Below are 19433 nucleotides of genomic sequence, written 5' to 3'. Positions count from 1 at the left end.
CAAAGACGCAAAATTATATCTTGGCGTCTTTGCTTCTTATCCAAAATCATTTTCAGATTTACTTGTTAGGCTGAGGAGTTAGCCGCAGATAAGGTTTTACTTCCTCATAACCTTTGGGGAATTTCTGTTTGAGTACTTCTGGATCTTTCAGTGAGGGGACAATTACAACATCCTCTCCATCTTTCCAGTCAGCTGGTGTCGCCACGCTGTAGTTATCAGTTAATTGCAGAGAATCAATCACCCGCAAAAGTTCATCAAAGTTGCGTCCCGTGCTAGGAGGATAGGTAAAAGAGAGACGGAGTTTCTTATTGGGGTCAATTACGAAAACCGATCGCACTGTCACAGCCGCATTAGCATTGGGGTGGATCATATCGTAAAGGTCAGCAACCTTACGATCTGCATCTGCCAAAATTGGGTAGTTAAGAGTGGTGCTTTGAGTTTCTTCAATGTCTCCCACCCAGCCTTTATGGGATTCTACGTCATCAACGCTGAGTGCGATCGCTTTGACATTGCGCTTGTCAAATTCTGGTTTTAGCTTGGCAACTGTGCCAAGTTCTGTTGTACAAACAGGTGTAAAATCAGCAGGGTGAGAGAACAGCACAACCCAGCTGTCACCTGCCCATTGGTAAAAATCGATGTCGCCGTGTGTTGAGGCTTGCGTAAAGTTGGGTACTGTGTCACCTAGACGGAGAGCCATGAGAGATTCCCTGTAGTTAGAAAGGCATATATATTCTAGTATGCCATCATGACATAAAACCCCTATTTCCCAATCGGACTTTAGCAGTTTGAAACAAAATTTTAGGTTGTCAGCGCTCTCGGATAACGGACGAGCGGTGAGAAACGTTCTCTAACTCTCTCATCCCACCCCATAATCACTCATTTCACGCATAAAAGGAGGATGGAACCCCAGCACAATATCTTGTTTTGGTACACCCAGCCTGACTAGATCGGCCGCGATATCATGTTCAGTTGAATTGTAGAAAATCCAGATTTTTTCATTCCGAATATCAAGATGCATTACACATTGATGAATCCAGCGCTTATGTTGCCAACCCAAATGCATAATTTGATAGTGATTTCGCTGAGTATCAAAAATAGTTTCAACTTCAATATCACCATAAGCAGGTTTATTTTGAGCATAGCCCATTAATAAGTGCTGGACAGTTTGCTGATAGTTCATTAATTGATCTGTCAGATTTTCCATTGTACAATCTGCTCCAATTGAATATCGTAGATAAGCAGTTTGACAGTATTTTCTTGTAGCATTGAGGCGGGAAAATCAAGTTGAAAGAAGCTATTATAAGTTAAGTCAGGGACAGCTAGATAGAGGACGCGATCGGGTTCTTCACGACGCAAAGCCGCTCGGTAGTTAATGAACTGACCCAGTGCTGTATGAAACTGGTAAATTGGGGATGCGCTAGCCAGAAAACTTTTGACTTCAACCGCAATTTTTTCATCCCCTCGCTCTGCTGCCAGTAACCGTTCCGCCCCTAAATCAATCTCCATATCAACACCGCCTACCTTTATTTGTAATGGATCGTGAGTAATATTCCACCCATCCTTGGTGAGAGATGTTTTAACAACTTGATGAAAGCGATCTTTAGCAGCCACAAGAGATGATTGATCTTACAGTTTGCTATTTCAACCTATCACATTGCTCCCATGACACTTACAGTTTGTTTGTCAGAATTTTTTGGTAGGCTTGGATTGTTTGCCTTGCGATCGCATCCCAGCTAAAATTTTCTAATGCATATTTTTGGGCGTTTAATCCCCGTCGTTGGCGTTCTGCGGGATTTTCTAAAGCTTCTTGCAGTAACTCTACCAGTGCTTCAACTTCTGTTGTACCCACCCAACCCGACTCACTATCACGTATCTGTTGACAAATATGCACTTGGTCAGAAATGACTACGGGTACACCTGCTACCATCGCTTCAGCTACAGCAATCCCAAAATTTTCATAGTAGGAAGGCAAGACAAATAAATCAGCAGCTTGTAGTAAACTAACTTTGAGTTCACCAGTGACAAAGCCAGTAATTGTAGCGTGCGATCGCAATGGTGAATTTTGAATTTGGGATATTATCTTTTGTTCGTAATCTGGTTCTTGGGGATTAGTACCAGCTAAGACAAAATGAAATTTATAACCAACTGCTAACAGCTTCTCTAGCGCCGGAATCAACAAATTTAACCCTTTTTTCGGGTCAATTCGTGACATAAACAGCACCAACGCTACATCCTTTGGTAGTTCTAACTGACTACATACATTTTTAATAGAAGATTGACGGGGAATCACACCCAAGGGAATTACCAAATCTGGCGTAGATACTCCAAATCGTTCTGATATTTTAGCTTCTTGGTCGCTGGTAAAATGAATTGCTGCGGCACTAGCTAAATTTTGACGTTCTATAATTGCGACATAAAGCTGTTTTAATTGCTTTTTCTTCTGTAAATCAGCCGGATCGAGAGTACCCAAAGGGCGGAAAATATAAGGTAGCTTTTGCTGACGACACACAATAGCAGCAGCACTAATTATTGGTGAGAATAAAGCATGAATATGTGCTATGTCAAACTCGTGAGCGTGACGTTTTAGCCAGTTTAATAAATCTAGGGAAAATTTGTAACGACGAAACGGCGCGCAACGAAAGTAAATTATTTCATAGCCATCTTGTTTAATTGGGCGATTTAAAGGAACATCCAGAGGTGTTTGACCATTATCACCATTACTATCAGTTGTGAGAATTGTAACTTCTACTCCCTCTTTTGCTAACGCTGGAGCTAGTCCTAGTACCATTTGACTAGGCCCACCGTAAATTAAAGAAATTGAGGGGACAATTTGTAATATTTTCATTTTTTTGTCATTTGTCATTTGTCTTTCGTCATTTGTCCTTTGTCCTTTATCCTTTATTATTCACTAATGACCAATGACTAATGACTAATGACTAACTCTTGATAAAACTCTAATTGCTGTTTAGCCAAAGCTTTATTTGTATATTGAATCATTGCTTTTTGATAACCCATTTCACCCAGAGTATGAGCAAAATCTGGTTTATCTATTAATTGAACTAAGCAATTAGCAAGAGCTTGAGCATCACCTTCAGGAAATACTAAACCCGCATCACCAATTACATAGGGAATTTCCCCGGAATCAGAACCAATCACGGGAACCTGGCAAGCCATCGCTTCAATTAATACATGACCAAATTGCTCTTTCCAGCCAGCAGAAGTTAAGGTTTTAAACTTGTAAGTTGTTTCTGAAGGTAATACTAAAGTACTCATTAAATTGATATAGTTTGCAACTTCGTCATGGGGAACACTTTCGATTAAGATTAGCCGTTTTTGAATATTGTTTTCTGCCGCAATTTTGAGTAATTCAGTTTGTAACTCTCCTCGTCCAAGTAGTAGTAATTTCCAAGGTTTGTTTTGCAATCTAATTAAGGCTTGTAAAAGCGTTAATAAACCCTTTTCTTGCACAAATCGCCCCACAAAGCCTACTACAAAATCCTCTTTTTCAATGCCAAACTTAGCTGCTAAATCTGGTTGAGTTTTGGGAGTAAATAAACTTTCATCTACACCCAGTTGTGGCATGACTTTAATTGCCCCTTTATATCCTCGTTGTCGCAAAACTTCTGCTCCATCTTGATTGCCAGAAATAATGCCGTGGCTGTGATTGAGGTTATATTTTTCTAACAAAGCAACTGGTAATTTCAGTTCATAAGGAAGATTCCACCAGGTAAAAAATATATTTTTTGCCTTGAGTCCTAATAGCTGATTTAAGGCAATCATTTGAGTATAAGCCAAGGCTCTAGAACCTTGTTCCACTTGGATGATTTGCGGGCGAAATTGTTTTACTAAAGATATTAAATCAGCGCCAAAGGTAAGGAGTCCCTGATGATTTTGACTAAAATTAGAAACTGGAACTATTCTAAATGTACCTTCATCACAGTATTCAGTTTCAATAATTCTGTTTTGTACACCGCCCGGTTTCCAGCGCTTTGGGACTACAACTGTCACTTCAATGTCAGGTTCTAGTTGAGATAAAGCGCGTAATTTTTCACAGTTGAGGTCTACGATATAAGTGTGACTAGCAACTAAAATTCTCATTTTTCATTTATTCTTTGTTATTCACTAATGACAAATGACCAATGACAAATGACTAATACCTAAACTTGTTCATCCAATCGACTGTAAATTTGACCATCGTTCCATATTGATTGGATGACAGTACCCAAAGCTTTGAAAAAACCCAAAGTGTAGAAAATACCGCGAGTGGCGATTTTGATGGGGGAACCGCTTTTATGACAAGGTGGGCGTCCAAGAACGTGACAGTCAAATAAACGACCGTATAAGCGTAAAGCTTGAGTCGCAGTCAGGTTTTTCAGCCCCAGTAAAAAATGGTTGTGGTAAAAGGTGAGTTGATATTTTAGCGATCGCATACTAATATCATGACAACCCCCTGTTTCTTCGCCTAAATGCACCAAATGGGCTTCTGGGTCGTACCAAATTTTATACCCCGTTTGTCGCAGCCGCAAACAAAAATCTGACTCTTCGCGTACTGCACTCCCACCAAATCTTTCATCAAACCTCAATCCATACTTGGTAAAAATTTCGCGGCGAAATGACATATTACAACCCCTCGCTGTCAGTACTTGTTGGGGTTTGATGGTATGTACTAAATCAATATGATACCAAGCAATTCCTGGGTCCATAGCTTCGGGAGGCAAATATTCAATCTGTAAATCTCCTCCAGAATCACCTAATTTCATTTTGTCAAAGACTCGACCGGCTACAGCCCCCACCTCTGGGTTTTGCACATAATTTTTCGCATGGGCTGTTAACAATCCAGGGGTTAACTGAACATCATCATCAATAAACAATATTATTTCACCAGATGACCGCCGCACAGCATAATTCCGCGCCCCTGGCAAACTTGCCCAATCTAAGCGCAACCATTTAATTTTACCTGCCTCCAGCATCTCTTCTAGGTAAGCTTGAATTTCTGGTTGGTGTTTTGGAGTTTGGTCTACAATTAAAACTTCAAAATTTGGATAGTCCTGTTTTAAGACATCCACAATGCTATCGCGTAGCGCTTCTTCTCGTCCGTAGGTCGCGATAACTACAGTAACTAATGGCCAATTATTCATAATTTTTATTAAGTAATTTTACTACTTCTATAATAGCCTTGTAGAAATTAATTTTCATAAAATTCAGTAAACGGCTATTGCTTTAATTTACACACTGTATTTTCACGGCTTCTGGAAAACCTCGCTTTCATTCCTCTCCCTGACTACGAAATTGCTTACCCATCAATAAGTATCATCGAAAAATAAGTGTATGGCGAGAATTTAGAGTTAGGTTTGAAATACTGAGGTATTTTTGACCTCTAATCATATTTTTGGCCATTTTTATTTGATTTAAATTGTTTTTAGACGTCTTTTCTGCTTTTTTTGCTGAGGGTTGGCATCTTCCTTATCTTGTTTCTCCAGTTCTGGCAACTTAAAAAGAACTCCTGCAAAAAACCAATAATAGGCAGCAACAGGATCGACATCCAGAGGATAATAGTAAGTGTTGTAACTAATAAACAATATAAACACCCACAAAGCTGCTCCGTAACTGCGGAAATTACGGTTCTTTATGGAGCGATAGGTTTTAAAACCCAGAATTGTTAAACTTGTTACCAAACCCAGAAACGCTAATAATCCAAAAATTCCTACTTCATAAAGTACTTTGGGGTAGTAGGTTTCCACAAGCTTAGTTTGACCCATCACACGGGCAGAGTTTGTTGCTCGTCCTAAGCCGCTTCCCAATGGCCCGTCTACGTTTTTCCAATTTTCTTCAAATTGCTGGATGATAAAATCTTGAGGTGGTGAAGCGTTCCAACGACTGGCAAAACTTTCGGTTCTCTCTTGTACGACAGCAGGGTTAGCCACCATCGCAATTCCCAAAATGAAGGCAAGTCCCACGCCTATGGGAATAAATCGTTTCAGGTTGCCAAGTTGTCCGGTGAGTAATAGCAAAATTCCGAAGCAGATTGGTACTAAAGCTAAGGCGATTCTCTGTCCAGAGATTACAGCATCGATAAAGACTCCCACTAAAGAAGTTAAACCGATTATCCGCCATATTGGGGAGGGATCGTTGAAGCCGGTGGCAAAAGTAAAAAAGGTGCTAGAAATTAAGAACCATGCCCACTGCCAAGGAGCTACAAATGTCCCTGGTAGGCGAATAACCCCTTCTTCGGGACTATATACTAGCGCTCCACCAAAATAACATCGGGCTTCGAGTGTTGCTCTAAATAAGGCATCTCCTTCCAAACCTCTAGTGCCTTCACATACACCAGTTAATAGTAAGAAATATTGAATAAATCCCAGCCCGCAGCAAATCAGTGTAAGGACAATCTGGAGGCGCAATAAAAATAGAAAATCCCGTTTATCGCGAATTAGATAGTAGGCACAACCAATCAGGGGGACATAACCTAAAAATACTTTTAGTCCCAGAATTCCCATACCTAATGGTATTTCTGGGGGTGCTTTTTCTAATAGTCCCGCACTAGGCGGGTTAAATTGCTGTCCACCATTGACAAACAACAGTGTGAGCAGACTGCAAGCCAAAACAATATAAAGTGGAATTTTAATGCCTTTGGGAATAATTATAGGTAGCCCCTGTCTACGGCAAGTCTGCCAAAGTCCAATTAGCGCTGGAACGTAAAAGGCATCTTTAGCTAATTGGAGTATGGGACTATTGCCCAAGTAGTAGGTGACAGTACCTCCCACAGGTATGTAAATGATGAAGGCATATAGGGCTTGGCGCGGATATTTGTAGGAAAGGGACATGACTATTATCCCTAACACACCAGGGACTGCTGCTTTAATTCCAGCTACGAAAAAAAGTAGAATGCCAACGAAGATACCGCCAAAGGTTGCGGTGGTGAGTAAGCTAGTGAGTTCTTTACGTACTTGGGCAGATTTGCGCTTTTGGGCTAACTGTTCTTTGAGGCTAAGGGTAGAAGTTTCTTTTTTAGCCTGCTTTTTCGATTTTTTAGATTGCTGAGATTTTGATTTGAATTTTGGCATAGTGGCACTGTAGCCTATCAGCCTCGCAAAATACTCCATTATATAGGACTAACATTTGATTTAGGGTGTGTTAGCGCCGAAACTATGGTAAGCTGTTACGCAAAAAAAATTGCACATTAACTAGTGAAGGTTGTCATTTGTCCTTTGTCCTTAGAAACATAAATGACTAATGACGGTCTATACGGAGTTTGTGCAATATATAAGCGCATTAGCTTACAGTTCCAAGCTTTTGGTGCGTTACGCTTTGCTAATACACTCTACAAGACTACTTAGACTTTTTCAAAAATAATTTACAATTCCGATAGTTGATAAATTTCTTTTGATTGTTGTAAATCGTATAATCCAAATTCATCTCTCAATGATTGATTTAACAATTTCCGATTAAAAATGCTAAATCTTAATCTTTTTGAATTGTTAAAAAGATTTTCTCCTGTTCCCAAAATATAAATCGCACCTGGAAATGGTAGTGATTTAATTGATTTTCCTTTGTTTTTTAAAATGTCTCTAACTTTAGCATGGTCTATATAATATCTATAGTATCCGTAGCCACGATTATATTCTGCGGTTTCTGGCAAATCATTCAAATCATATCGAATAATGTTACAAGTACCGCACATTTTATAAAAATTGCTTCTCTTAATATATACATGATTACTGCCTTCCTGATATTTATAACCTTTATTTATAAACCATCCATTAGAATCAGGGTGTTGTTGAACAAATTTGGCTAACTTTCCACTAACACAATCGTCAGCATCAACAGTTATAGTGTGAGTCGGAGAAAATTGACGGGCATAAACCAATCCTTTTAAGATTTTACGCCCTTTATCTGTGTCTCCTTTGGCTTCACGGGTAGGCTCGTTTGGAGGGGAAAAATCAACTGTAATGTATGTAATATGAGGATGAGTGAATTCTATTCTGGGCTTTTCGTGACAAACAACAATAACGTGAAAGTTCGGTGAGGTTTGATTGCAAACTGATTTAATGCATCTTTCAAATAATTGTGTAACACGCTCCCAGGAATTGGAAGCTTGTGCACTTTTGAGTGGGATAACAAAAACAAGCACAGTTTTTTATCAGAACAAACAGCTAGGAATCTCGAAGCAAATAATAACACGTTAAGACTAAATGTCATATAGCAATCCGATTTGATTCGGTGAATTACTCGTAGAGACCGGGGACTGGGAAAAAGGAATAAAGGTGTACTGAGTTTTTTTCACGCAATCAAATATGAGTCCCATATCATGTCCGCATAATTAGTTATGATTTCCACACAGGACTACGCAAAAATTGCCAAAAAGCTTAATTTATCGAACCGCCATCTCTATCAGAGGCGTCTCGTTCCTAGTCAGACATTGAGCCTCAATACTGTTCGGTTAAGGCAAGAGACGCGATGAATCGCCGTCTCTACAATCAATATCGGTCGTTTCGTCTTGACAGCGATTTATCGCATCTTTAGCGATCTAGAATTTTCATCAAAAAACCTTAACGAACCGTATTGGGTTATTCAGGTTTAATAAGTAATCACAATGTTACAGCTTCTACACATAACCAAGGGTGGTTAATTCGTAGAAGCTGTGATTAAATTTGGCGTTTTTTTTAGCTGAGATGAGATATTAGCTAATTTAGTCCATCAGATGCTGCTGTACTTGTGAAACTAGTTCATTTGTCCAGTAGTTAGCGAGTTCGGCATTGGCTGCTTCCACCATTACTCTAATGACTGGTTCTGTGCCAGAGGCGCGAACCAAAATTCTGCCGGAATCGCCCATTGCAGCTTCAGCAAGAGCGATCGCTTCTTGCACAGGTTGGCAATCTTGCCATCCCAAACGGCGATCGCGATCGACAACGCGCACGTTCCGCAACAATTGTGGATAGGTTTGGAAGCTTCGATCTACTAATTCGCTCAAGGGAACACCCGCCTCTCTCACCAAAGATGCTATGTGTAATGCGGTTAACAAGCCATCTCCAGTCACGGCATAGTGACGGCAAAGAATATGCCCTGATTGTTCGCCACCTAACATTGCTCCAGTGCGCTGCATTTCGGCTTGCACGTATTGGTCGCCAACTGCGGTACGAATTAAGTTACCACCAATTTGCTGCCAAGCTTTCTCAAAGCCTAAGTTGGCCATGACTGTAGATACAATCAGGTTGTCTGGCAATTGTTGGTTTTGTTGTAAGTGGCGTCCCCACAGGTAGAGAATGTAATCGCCGTTAACTTGCCTGCCGGTATTGTCTACTGCTAAGACGCGATCGGCATCGCCATCGAAGCCAAAGCCGATATCGGCGTTGTGTTCTTGTACCGTTGCTGCCAGAATGTCTAGGTGCGTAGAACCGCAGTTAACATTAATGCGATCGCCATCTGCTTCGTTATGCAAGCAGATTACCTCTGCCCCCATTTGTGTAAATACTGATGGTGCTAACCCAACTGCTGCTCCCCACGCCAAGTCTAAAACAATCTTCATTCCCTGAAGATTTAGGGCACTGTTCAAGGGTTTTTTCAACGCCGAGCTATAATCTTCCACTAACTCCAAACGTGAGTAATGCCGTCCGAAATTACTGACTCTAGTTATTGGTGATATCTTGCCACGCAGTCCCGCTTCTATTTCTGTCTGCAATATTTGCGGTAACTTCCCACCATTGGCACCAAAAACTTTAATCCCATTGTCTTCTGGGGGATTGTGGCTGGCAGAAATCATCACTCCGCCGATGGCATCAGTAACGCTGGTAAGATAGGCAATGGCAGGAGTGGGGCATAATCCCAAATACCAAACCTCTAACCCTGCTGCTGTTAACCCTGCACTCAAAGCCATTGCCAGCATATCGCTGGAGTTTCTGGAGTCTTGTCCCAGAATCACTGGCCCCAGACTAGTAGCATGGTTACGTAAAACAATACCCGCCCAAAAACCAATTTGTAATGCTAAGGGCGCACTCAGTAATTCTCCCACTCGCCCACGAATACCATCTGTGCCAAATAACGGATTTGCTGGTAGTGGTAGTAAATTCAGTACAAAACTGCTTTCAATCCTTTTGCCTAATCCATTAGCTTCCGAAGCAGAATTCCCAGCAATACCTGATGTCCGAGTTACAGATGAAACCATATTATTTAAACACTCCACACAACAAACTGAAAAATAGCACTTGAAACTTGATTGAGCAATTTCGGCATTCTTTATTCTCTTGAGAAATTTGCTCTAGATAAACTTAATTTTAAGTAAAAACACTTAAACAAATCGGCTGTAATTGTAAATATTTCATGAATTCAGTATTGGTTTTTACGTTAGTAAGTAAAGTTTACTTATTTTAGCTAATTCTTTTTCTTATGCCCTCTATCTTAGTCTGGACTCTTATATGTATTAGTTAATACTTAATGTCTTTTTTAGATTTAAGTAATATTTATAACTTGTATAAAGTAAGTTATTTTCCGGTAAACTTGAGAATGAAAGCATAATCTAGCTGCTAAAAACAAAAAATTAAAATCCCAGCAATATAAACTTTTGTTCATTTAGTAAGTTTGTTGTGTAAAAAGCTACGAAAATATAAAGCTTAAAAAATTTTAATATAAATTCTCATCAAATAGTTTTAAGGTAACGTTTTAATGGCCTTTTTAGCCGTTGGTCGGTTAAAACTCCGGCAGTTGAATTTTTAAAGTTGAGAAATTTAGCATGAGCAGCAATTTAGCAACCAAATTACGTGTAGGCACTAAAAAAGCCCACACAATGGCAGAAAATGTAGGTTTTGTCAAGTGCTTTTTAAAAGGAGTAGTGGAAAAGAACTCTTACCGGAAACTAGTTGCTAACTTCTACTTCGTCTACTCAGCGATGGAAGAGGAAATAGAAAAACATCGCCAGCACCCAATAGTTTCTAAAATTAACTTTCCTCAGCTAAACCGCAAGCATAGCCTAGAACAAGACCTAAGTTATTACTTTGGTGCAAACTGGAGAGAGCAAATCAAACTATCTCCCGCAGGTGAAGCTTATGTACAACGCATCCGAGAAATATCTGCTACAGAACCGGAATTGTTAATCGCCCATTCATACACTCGTTACATAGGTGACTTATCCGGGGGACAAATTCTCAAAAATATTGCTGTAACAGCGATGAATTTGTCTGATGGACAAGGAACAGCCTTTTATGAGTTTCCAGAAATTACTGATGAGAAGGCATTCAAAGGCAAATATCGGCAAATTTTGGATGAATTACCCCTTGACGAGGCGGCAACCGATCGCATCGTTGATGAAGCTAACGCCGCCTTTGGCACGAACATGAAGCTGTTCCAGGAATTGGAAGGTAATTTGATCAAGGCGATTGGTGTAATGCTGTATAATAGCCTCACACGGCGTCGTACACGCGGTAGTACTGAACTCGTCACTGCTGAGTAATCGTGTTGAGATTGCGGAGTATGGTGTGTGGAGTCATAAGTTCAGATAACCTGATGAAGGATAATTCATAGGTGTTTCTGGCGAAAGAGCGATCGACGCTCAAAATATTTAGGGGCAATAGCCTTGTGACTGCTTTTGATTCGTGAAAGCAAGCATGGGGAGATTGCCCCTCAATTATGATTGAAGGAGTTAATACGAAATTTTTGGTAATGATGAAACTATCAAAGCATTGCTAGAATGCTGACTTTTTGCTTAAGTTGACACCAATGGGTATACCGTGCCCCTACTTGCTTCTTACCGAATGTTGCACCAGCCAGCAATGTAAGCCCACCATTAAGAGCGCCAATGGCAGCATCAACATTGGGATGATTTCTAAATTTGCCCAACTTGCAACCCAGCCTGCTCCAGTGGGTATGATCGCTGCCCCGAAACTGGCGGCACTAGTGGCAATGCTAACAGCCGCAGGAACATGGGGGTCAGGTAATCGTTGAGGAATTAACCAAATGGTTGCAGGAAAGATGGCTGCCAACCCAAACCCAATTAACGGTAAGCTAATCCATTGATCTGGCAGTTGCCACCAAGCAAGCAATCCAATCATTACAAGACTGAGCGACATACTGATTGTGCGGACTGCTCCAAGCCATTGCAAGAAATAACCTAAGATGAAACGTCCCAATGTTAATCCCAGCCAGTAGGCACTAACGCTGTAACCAGCAATCAGCGTAGGAGTGTGACGAGCGACGGATTGCACAGTGTATGCCCAGTTGCCGATGCAGGCTTCAGTGCCAACATAAATCAGCAAAAGTAGCCCAGTTAGCAGTACTATCGGGTTTTGGAGCGCTCTGCCCAGATTTTCTAAGGCAGTTGTATTTGATGCCAATACCCGTTGTGTCATTGGTGTGTAGTTGAAGATGATTACGCCCAGCACACTCACAATTAATAGGCTGACAATCCCAGCTAATACCCCATAAACCTGTCGCCAGTTCATGCCAATTGCTAACAAAGTAGTAGCGATCGCCGGGCCTGAGAGGGCGCCAATACCATAGAAAGCATGGAGCAAACCAATCAGACTGGCACTGCGGGAATCTTGCACAATGTAAGTGTTAATACCTGCATCAATTAACCCAATGCCCAATCCCAACCCCGATCCGGCAGCAACCATGAGAAACCAGGAGGGTGAGATGGCATAGATCGTCAGTGCCATCGTCAGCGCACCCGCAGCAATTAACAGCATTCGGGCTAACCCCAGCCGACTACTCACAAGACTGCTGGTGAATGCTGCCAGAATGTAGCCGCTAATTTGACTGACAAACAGCAGGGTGACGGTTGCTGGAGTCAGGTTATAGGTAGACAGAATGGAGGGCAGAAGAACTCCTAATCCTGCTTCAGCGATGCCAATGGCAATAAAGGCATAGAAGGCGATCGCCGAACCTATCCACAGAGGCGGTAGGGTGCGTTGATAGTCTCTCATTGGCTGGAATGCTCCTGGATCAGACAATTTGACTGCTGAGATTTACGATGACACAACCTAAATTATTTTATTAATGTCCACTACAAATTTAGCTATAAACTTCGTTATTAATTGATGTAAAAATCAACCTATCAAACTAACAGGGCAAACGCACCTAAATATTGACGAACCTGAATAAGAGTAAAATACGCCAATACCCTCTTAGAGTATTGCTTGATTCAATTTGAGAAAAAATAGCGATCGCCTGAATCAATAGTTATAGCAAAGTGCTGAGTGCTGTTAGCGGAAGCGGGGCGTTTAGCCCGTGCTGTTAGCGGTAGCGGGGCGTTTAGCCCGTGCTGAGTAGAAACTCAGTATTATCAAAGGTTTCAGCAACCAACATAGTCCTAACCTATGCTTCGACTGCTATATGTATTTTTCTGCCCTAAACTATTAGTAACCATCTCAAAATCTCATTACTACATTGCCAAAAAGTCTGCAAGGATTTTCTTAAACCCTTGCAAGAACTGGATTGCAAATTTTTGGACAGGTCTATTTATCCTTGCTCTTTGATTATTTGAGCTGCTAGCAACGCTAATGCTGCTGTACCAGCGATCGCACCCCACTGGAGAAGCGGATTTTTCTCTAGCCAGTCGGAAACGCTAGGTATAACTAAGTTACTGTAGTCTCCGTTAACTCTTTCGTCTTCAGCAACAGGTTGGTAAAAATTATTTGATGCATCTTCAGATTTCGGCTCGGAACTATGCTGTAAATTGAAGCCGACGAGCAGTAACAGTGAATCTACTAATGGTGGTGAGATGCGCTGTAGCAAATCTAATATTTTAGATACATCCCCAACCAAGTAGTCACGAGTTGGATGTTCAGCTACGTAGAGGATAGCATCAGCTACAAGTTTAGGCTCGTAGTAAGGTGGTATTCCGGCAGGCTTTACACCTAATTTTGTCAGGCCATTGTTCCAGAAGGGAGTGTTGATCACTGCTGGCTTCACACTTGTGACACTGATCGGCCATTTTTCATGTTGCAACTCAACACGCATGGCTTCAATAAAACCCTCCACCCCATGCTTGGCTGCCGAGTAAGCACTTTGGTAGGGGAGCGATCGCGTACCTTCCATTGAAGAGACATGGATCAATGCCCCCCGTCCCTCACGCTTCAGATGGGGTAGGGCCGCCATTGCACCATACACTTGTCCCATGAGATCGACATCAATGACATGCTTAAACTCTTCTGGTGTTGTATTGTCGAAAGTGGCAAAGATGCCGATAGCGGGGACATGTACCCATGTATCGAGTCGCCCGTACACTTCCACAGTTTTATCTGCGATCGCCTTAACTTGGTCAAATACTTCCACATCAGCCACGCAATAAGTTGCCTCGCCGCCAAAGCCGCGAATCTCCTCCACTAAAGACTTTAGCTTCGACTCACCGCGAGCGGAGACTACCACTTTTGCCCCTCGTCTAGCAAACTCAAGAGCTGTGATCCGTCCGATCCCACTGGAAGCTCCAACGACAGAAACGACTTGCTGATTGATTGGCTTTAATTGCATAAGTGTTACTTTTTAAAATAAATTAGGGATTGGGAATTGGTTTCGACAGCGTTAGAGACTTGAGCTTCAGTAAGTAATTCAGTCGCTTTGTTAGTATCAATTGCTATTAAAAATATTTTTTAATAACTCTACTATATATATATATGTTAATTATTATTATGGTTGCAGTTCTCTGTCTATTGGGGAATCTGAAAGCATCACAGGAAGTATCTCAGGGCATTTTATAGACTTTTGATACTTTGGGCGAAAAAGCATCACGAACTTGCTCAAGAAGCTTTACAAAATCTCATCTGTAGCTGTTTACCTACTTCAGACTCAACTTTCAAATGAATCAAGATCCTGATGCTATTTACTTTATTTACAAACAGCCTCTTAGTCTGATTCCCTCCGCAAGACAGATGCGAAAGCAGATTTAATTGAACCTCCCGCTTTTTTGATTTTCTGGGCAATGGGTTGCTCATTATGCAAAAACACACGCGCACAGTTACGTCCCGGCAAACCAGAAATTGAACCACCCGGATGAGTTCCAGCACCAGTAAGATACAAGTTATCAATTGATGTTTTGTAGTTAGCTAATTCCGGCAAGGGACGGAAGCAAAGCATTTGTTCTAAGGTCATATCAATATGGTAATAATTACCTTTGTAAGTCCCTAACCGTTCTCCCAACTCAGCCGGACTTTCAACATGACGCGCGATGATTGAATGTTGGAGATTGGGCGAGTACTGCGCTAGTTTATTAATCACCTTGTCTGCAACTTTGTTTTTCAGTTCATTCGTCCAACCCGTACCTTTTAACCCCGTACCCTCTGCACCAGCAATTTGATAAGGTGCAAAAAACTCTATCCATAATGTGTGCTTGCCTGACGGTGCCATCGATGGGTCGAGTCCGGTAGGCATTACCACGTACATTGATGGGTCTTCATCAGGAATTTTGCCTAAAGTAATCAGACTATGAGCTTGTTCTACATGATTGACGGAATCGGCAATCAGAACAGAACCCATCAGATAGTTATCTTGATGATTGTGGTGGACAAAGCGCAACGGTTCAGATAAAGCACAATCAATTTTCAGGATGGTTTCATTGTTGTTGACGATGCGGCGGTCTAATCTTTCGCGCAGGTTGCAATCGGCACTATCCACATCGCTAGTATCCATTAGTTGCAAAAATAAACGCTTGGCATCAATACTTGAGATAACACCTTTGTTGGCACGATATTCTTTGCCACCTGCAACCCGCACACCGACAGCTTTACCATTATCTACCAATACTTTTTCTACCTTTTGGTCGGTGAGGATAACGCCACTTTGACTTTTGACCATATTCACCAAAGCTTCGACAAGTGCGCCACTACCGCCACGTGGTCTTGCCATACCGGGATTATGACGCAACATCATCATCATCGCCCCGAAGGACATAGCTTTTTGTGAGGGAGGGGAACTCAGTTCTGCTGAGAGTCTAGCCAAAGGTGCTTTGAGAAACTCAGAATCGAAATACTCGTTGATATTATCTGTGGCACTGCTGAGTAGGGTACGAAGTAAATCAAGGGTTGTGTTAGAGCCACCTAGAAGAGAAAATAAGTCTTGCAGACTATTGAGATTGTAATTGCCTGCAATATCAACAATTGATTTGGGTGGTGCATTGAAGAAAGGACAATCCCTTTGATAAAGCGTTGCCAAAAGTCGGCATACTCAGCGTATTTTTCAGCATCACGCTGACTGTAACGGGCAATTTCCGCACAAGTTTTTTCCACCGATTTATGGGCTAAGAAATACTTGCCATCAGGATGAGGGCAAAAGGCAACTGGATCGCAGCTCAGGTATTCCAAGCCGTACTTATGCAGTTCCAACTCTTGGATGACTGGCCCCAAGAAAATAAACAGGTGGTTCATCGCGCAAGGGTTAAATTTAAAACCAGGCGCTTCGTTAGGCATAAGTTCTTCTGTCGTACAACCGCCACCAGGAAGGAAGCGATCGCCCTTCCAATAAAAGGACGCTGTAACCAGCTTTTAGCAGGTAGCCTGCACAAACTAAGCCATTATGACCAGCACCAATGATTATAACGTCATACGATTCCATGACTGCAATGTGGAGATTAAAGTATATTCACTGATATTATTAATTGCTGAAGATATCTAAATCTTTCGTGGGTTAGAGAATATTTATATATCTAGTAGGAGTATTTTAACTTCTTCATGTGGGTAAGATAGCGGCTACCTTTGACTGCAAAAACGAAGTTATATCATGTCCGGCTGATTAGTTATGATTCTTGCATCTGTGCAAAAATCTGAAAACTCTTTCTCCCCCAGCAAGAACTGCCTTCTTAATGATAAGTCTTTAACCGGACATGATATTAGATGGTGTTTGTTTGCACTAAGTTTCAAACACAGACTGTTCTGGCAATCGAATCAATGGTACAGTGTGTGGCAATGCTGCAACTTTATCTTATTAAATCTGTTTAAGGGAGCCATTGTAATCCCTTAGTCTGTAATTTCTGCTCGATATGCTGCATTTCTTCGATAGTTTTTCCAGTGACGATCGCATAAATTTCGGTGTATATTTTTCCGTATTTGACCTTCTCTAAAGCCGACAGAACGATTAAGTCTTTACGATCTAGTTCTGGTTTTAAAGTCACTAAAATTGAATCCAACGTTCCTTCCATGCGGTAGCTACTAGAATATTTAGCAACTTCCTTTCCCAGTCCCAGTAGGGTATGACGCTGCAAGCACAACGGAGTCGATCCATTAACTCGGAAATTGGCATCGATCGCATAAAATTGTCCGTCTTTATCTTCCAGCACATCGAACCCAATTACGCCGAAATAACCCTGTTTGTAAGCATACTGACCAATGGCAGCAATCATCTTAAAGAACTTGCTCATGTCAGTGTTGCGGTAGTCAATCAGTCCCCCTAAATAGTTCCCTTCTGGAGTGACGAGTTGGCTGGTAGTGCCGATGAGGGTTATCTCTCCCGCCTTGTTAACATAGAACTGTACGCAGTAATTCTGCACCTGATTCTTGATAAACTCCGAGACAATAATTCTATCGAGCAACTTAATATCCAGATATTTATTGATTTCTTCAAGACAGTAGTTGAGATCGCTGAGGCTTTTGATAATATAAGTGCCTTCTCCTGAGAGTCCGTGGGACGTTTTAATTAAGTAAGGAAATTGTGGTAAATGAATGTCTTCTAGACTACAGGAGTGCAAATTATAACTCTCGTATTTTGGACATTGCACCCCCAGTTCGGCTAGGGTTACTTTGCTGAGTAAGCGGTAATGGGTGTCTGAATCAATAGCGTGTTTTTCAGGTTTTAGGCGATCAAAGGGAAATAGAGTGATGAGTTTGTCAAAGCGTTCGCTGTGGCTGAGATCGTCCAGATAAGTCAAGCGATCCATCATCAACCTATTGGAGTAGCTGAAGCCAAAATGCTCTTGCCAGTATGCAAGCAGCGACTTCGGCGGCGGATTAATCGCAATTCCTGGAATGCGATCGCCTAACACAGCTAAAATTTTCCAAGGTTCCTTTTGGCAAATCTTGTCAAAGGAGGTTTTGGTGGCTTCACTACTGCCATCTTGAATAAAATATTTTTCTAGGTTGGGATAAGCAGCCCAACTGGCAGTTGCAGGGTAATTTAGGATAAACCCATAAGATGCATCTGTGATGTCTTGAGCAAACAAATCGGAAAGAGAACTTCCTTGAAAGTATTGAAAGTTATATTTTGAGTTCATTTAGCCCTCCCAGAAACCGCATCCTCAAACAGTTGTACAGATATATCTTCTGTCTGCACTCCTGCCAGCATAACCGATCTTAGTTAGAGACAATTTTTTTAGTAATTGTAGCTAAGGCTTTAACAAATTTCGGCAAAATAAATCTATCTTTTGGTTGACTTTGTTTGATAAACAGTTGTAAATGTTTGGTTTGACCTCTGAATTTTAGATTTTAGATTTTAGATTTTGGATTTTGGATTTTGGATTATTTTTCGGTTCAAGCCCCGCCCCTTGTGGGCGGAACAAATCTAAAATCGTCAATTTAAAATCCACACGCTGTATCCCAAGAGTGGGTGCAGTCAATCTAAAATCTAAAATCCAAAATCTAAAATTTGTTGACCTCTCCTTATAAAGATGAGGCTTGAAAGTAATCGTTTTTTTATTTTTATCTCCATGAATGGAGAGGCTTAAAACCATTTTTTAGATTTCAGATTTTGATTTTAATCCAAAATCTAAAATCTAAAATGGTATTACCTTATTTTCTATGCAGTTTTTCCATTCTTATTTGATGCTTGTTCTGCAAGATTTTTTAAGCGGCTCGATCTCATTTTGCGAATGCGATCGCTATTGCGAACACCACCCGCCATTTCATATTCAGCGCTGTCTTTGCCGTACTTGATAGCAACCACCATTAACATTTTCTCAGAAAGCTGCCTTAAGTTTTTTTCTATCTGTTCAACTTCTGTTAAAGAAGAGTCAACTATAGCCAGAGCGCTATTATGAACATCAAGTTTGTTACGCAACTGTTCGATTGACTCAATCAGTTTTTCTAAAGTATAATCCTCTTCAAATTTAATGCTTGGAACAATCGATTTCATCCCAGATGCTCTTAATTCAGCTTTTTCTAAAATGCGGGATGTACGTTTTTGACGAGACATAAATTTGCTCTTTTAAGATACTTCTAGAACTAGCTTGCCTCAATTAAACCCGATTCCGGTTCAGCATAAATCGCAATTTCCAATCGTAAAATTTTTAGCTTATACCAGTAATATCCCGGTATATAATTACTCGTGTACGAAGGCAAGAGGCAAAAGGTAGGAAACACGAGAGTAGTCGCTACAGACTTGAGAATAGTCGCTACAGACTTGGGAGTAGTCACTACAGACTTGAGAGTAGTCACTACAGACTTGAGAGTAGTCGCTACAGACTTGGGAGTAGTCGCTACAGACTTGGGAGTAGTCGCTACAGACTTGGGAGTAGTCGCTAC

At 41.2% G+C, this 19433-nt stretch carries 16 protein-coding genes and 1 pseudogene; 1 reads left to right on the top strand and 16 read right to left on the bottom strand.

Annotated elements, in window-relative coordinates; all coding sequences use genetic code 11:
• Positions 1-58: 58 nt before the first annotated feature.
• The 9 genes from RMY63_RS32620 to glmM all read right to left on the bottom strand — a co-directional run bounded on the left by RMY63_RS32620 (position 59) and on the right by glmM (position 10162).
• Entirely contained in the window at positions 59-697 is a 639-nt protein-coding gene (locus RMY63_RS32620; protein ID WP_292860289.1) for a peroxiredoxin, read from the bottom strand.
• A gap of 159 nt (positions 698-856) precedes the next feature.
• Positions 857-1204 carry a XisI protein gene (locus RMY63_RS32615; RefSeq protein ID WP_322732672.1) on the bottom strand — a complete coding sequence of 116 codons (348 nt, stop codon included), beginning with the start codon at positions 1202-1204 and terminating at the stop codon, positions 857-859.
• A complete protein-coding gene (locus tag RMY63_RS32610; protein WP_322732671.1) occupies positions 1192-1611 on the bottom strand; it encodes a XisH family protein in 420 nt (139 codons plus the stop codon). The genes RMY63_RS32615 and RMY63_RS32610 overlap by 13 nt, the downstream gene beginning before the upstream one ends.
• 58 nt (positions 1612-1669) lie before the next feature.
• Positions 1670-2845: a hormogonium polysaccharide biosynthesis glycosyltransferase HpsP gene (gene hpsP, locus RMY63_RS32605; protein ID WP_322732679.1), complete on the bottom strand. Its 1176-nt coding sequence runs from the start codon at positions 2843-2845 to the stop codon at positions 1670-1672.
• Between the two features lie 77 nt (positions 2846-2922).
• A complete protein-coding gene (gene hpsO, locus RMY63_RS32600) occupies positions 2923-4098 on the bottom strand; it encodes a hormogonium polysaccharide biosynthesis glycosyltransferase HpsO (protein ID WP_322732670.1) in 1176 nt (391 codons plus the stop codon).
• 59 nt (positions 4099-4157) lie between these two features.
• Positions 4158-5138, bottom strand: a complete 981-nt coding sequence (gene hpsN, locus RMY63_RS32595) for a hormogonium polysaccharide biosynthesis glycosyltransferase HpsN (protein WP_322732669.1) — start codon at positions 5136-5138, stop codon at positions 4158-4160.
• A gap of 270 nt (positions 5139-5408) precedes the next feature.
• On the bottom strand, positions 5409-7064 hold the full coding sequence (gene hpsL, locus RMY63_RS32590; RefSeq protein ID WP_322732668.1) for a hormogonium polysaccharide biosynthesis protein HpsL: 1656 nt from the start codon (positions 7062-7064) through the stop codon (positions 5409-5411).
• A gap of 290 nt (positions 7065-7354) precedes the next feature.
• A complete protein-coding gene (locus RMY63_RS32585; RefSeq protein WP_322732667.1) occupies positions 7355-8131 on the bottom strand; it encodes a glycosyltransferase family A protein in 777 nt (258 codons plus the stop codon).
• A gap of 558 nt (positions 8132-8689) precedes the next feature.
• A complete protein-coding gene (gene glmM, locus RMY63_RS32580) occupies positions 8690-10162 on the bottom strand; it encodes a phosphoglucosamine mutase (RefSeq protein ID WP_322732666.1) in 1473 nt (490 codons plus the stop codon).
• Positions 10163-10726: 564 nt separating this feature from the next.
• Between glmM and RMY63_RS32575 the strand changes: the two genes are divergently transcribed.
• Positions 10727-11443 carry a heme oxygenase (biliverdin-producing) gene (locus RMY63_RS32575; protein WP_322732665.1) on the top strand — a complete coding sequence of 239 codons (717 nt, stop codon included), beginning with the start codon at positions 10727-10729 and terminating at the stop codon, positions 11441-11443.
• Positions 11444-11726: 283 nt separating this feature from the next.
• Here the strand turns inward: RMY63_RS32575 and RMY63_RS32570 are convergent, their stop codons facing one another.
• From RMY63_RS32570 to RMY63_RS32540, 7 genes and pseudogenes are all read right to left on the bottom strand, one after another.
• A complete protein-coding gene (locus tag RMY63_RS32570) occupies positions 11727-12914 on the bottom strand; it encodes an MFS transporter (RefSeq protein ID WP_322732664.1) in 1188 nt (395 codons plus the stop codon).
• Between the two features lie 535 nt (positions 12915-13449).
• Positions 13450-14460, bottom strand: coding sequence for an SDR family oxidoreductase (locus RMY63_RS32565; protein WP_322732663.1), 1011 nt, complete (start codon positions 14458-14460; stop codon positions 13450-13452).
• Positions 14461-14832: 372 nt separating this feature from the next.
• Positions 14833-16536: pseudogene (crtO, locus tag RMY63_RS32560) on the bottom strand (beta-carotene ketolase CrtO).
• 379 nt (positions 16537-16915) lie between these two features.
• Complete coding sequence (locus tag RMY63_RS32555; RefSeq protein WP_322732662.1) at positions 16916-18187, bottom strand: carbamoylphosphate synthase large subunit; 1272 nt, start codon at positions 18185-18187, stop codon at positions 16916-16918.
• Positions 18188-18391: 204 nt separating this feature from the next.
• On the bottom strand, positions 18392-18643 hold the full coding sequence (locus RMY63_RS32550) for a hypothetical protein (protein WP_322732661.1): 252 nt from the start codon (positions 18641-18643) through the stop codon (positions 18392-18394).
• Positions 18644-18708: 65 nt separating this feature from the next.
• On the bottom strand, positions 18709-19104 hold the full coding sequence (locus RMY63_RS32545) for a hypothetical protein (RefSeq protein WP_322732660.1): 396 nt from the start codon (positions 19102-19104) through the stop codon (positions 18709-18711).
• A 29-nt stretch (positions 19105-19133) separates the two neighbouring features.
• The coding region (locus RMY63_RS32540; protein ID WP_322732659.1) for a hypothetical protein at positions 19134-19433 on the bottom strand (300 nt) is incomplete at its 5' end.

It is taken from the genome of Nostoc sp. ChiQUE01b, assembly GCF_034531255.1.
Classification (GTDB): domain Bacteria; phylum Cyanobacteriota; class Cyanobacteriia; order Cyanobacteriales; family Nostocaceae; genus Nostoc.
The sequence above is the reverse complement of the archived record's forward strand: the minus strand, read 5'-3'. Positions and strand labels throughout refer to the sequence as shown.

Excerpts from the sequence above, each read along its gene's own strand:
- RMY63_RS32620 (WP_292860289.1), bottom strand. The coding sequence starts at position 697 with ATGGCTCTCCGTCTAGGTGACACAGTACCCAACTTTACGCAAGCCTCA.
- RMY63_RS32615 (WP_322732672.1), bottom strand. The coding sequence starts at position 1,204 with ATGGAAAATCTGACAGATCAATTAATGAACTATCAGCAAACTGTCCAG.
- hpsP (WP_322732679.1), bottom strand. The coding sequence starts at position 2,845 with ATGAAAATATTACAAATTGTCCCCTCAATTTCTTTAATTTACGGTGGG.
- hpsO (WP_322732670.1), bottom strand. The coding sequence starts at position 4,098 with ATGAGAATTTTAGTTGCTAGTCACACTTATATCGTAGACCTCAACTGT.
- hpsN (WP_322732669.1), bottom strand. The coding sequence starts at position 5,138 with ATGAATAATTGGCCATTAGTTACTGTAGTTATCGCGACCTACGGACGA.
- hpsL (WP_322732668.1), bottom strand. The coding sequence starts at position 7,064 with ATGCCAAAATTCAAATCAAAATCTCAGCAATCTAAAAAATCGAAAAAG.
- glmM (WP_322732666.1), bottom strand. The coding sequence starts at position 10,162 with ATGGTTTCATCTGTAACTCGGACATCAGGTATTGCTGGGAATTCTGCT.
- RMY63_RS32575 (WP_322732665.1), top strand. The coding sequence starts at position 10,727 with ATGAGCAGCAATTTAGCAACCAAATTACGTGTAGGCACTAAAAAAGCC.
- RMY63_RS32570 (WP_322732664.1), bottom strand. The coding sequence starts at position 12,914 with ATGAGAGACTATCAACGCACCCTACCGCCTCTGTGGATAGGTTCGGCG.
- RMY63_RS32565 (WP_322732663.1), bottom strand. The coding sequence starts at position 14,460 with ATGCAATTAAAGCCAATCAATCAGCAAGTCGTTTCTGTCGTTGGAGCT.
- RMY63_RS32555 (WP_322732662.1), bottom strand. The coding sequence starts at position 18,187 with ATGAACTCAAAATATAACTTTCAATACTTTCAAGGAAGTTCTCTTTCC.
- RMY63_RS32550 (WP_322732661.1), bottom strand. The coding sequence starts at position 18,643 with ATGGTTTTAAGCCTCTCCATTCATGGAGATAAAAATAAAAAAACGATT.
- RMY63_RS32545 (WP_322732660.1), bottom strand. The coding sequence starts at position 19,104 with ATGTCTCGTCAAAAACGTACATCCCGCATTTTAGAAAAAGCTGAATTA.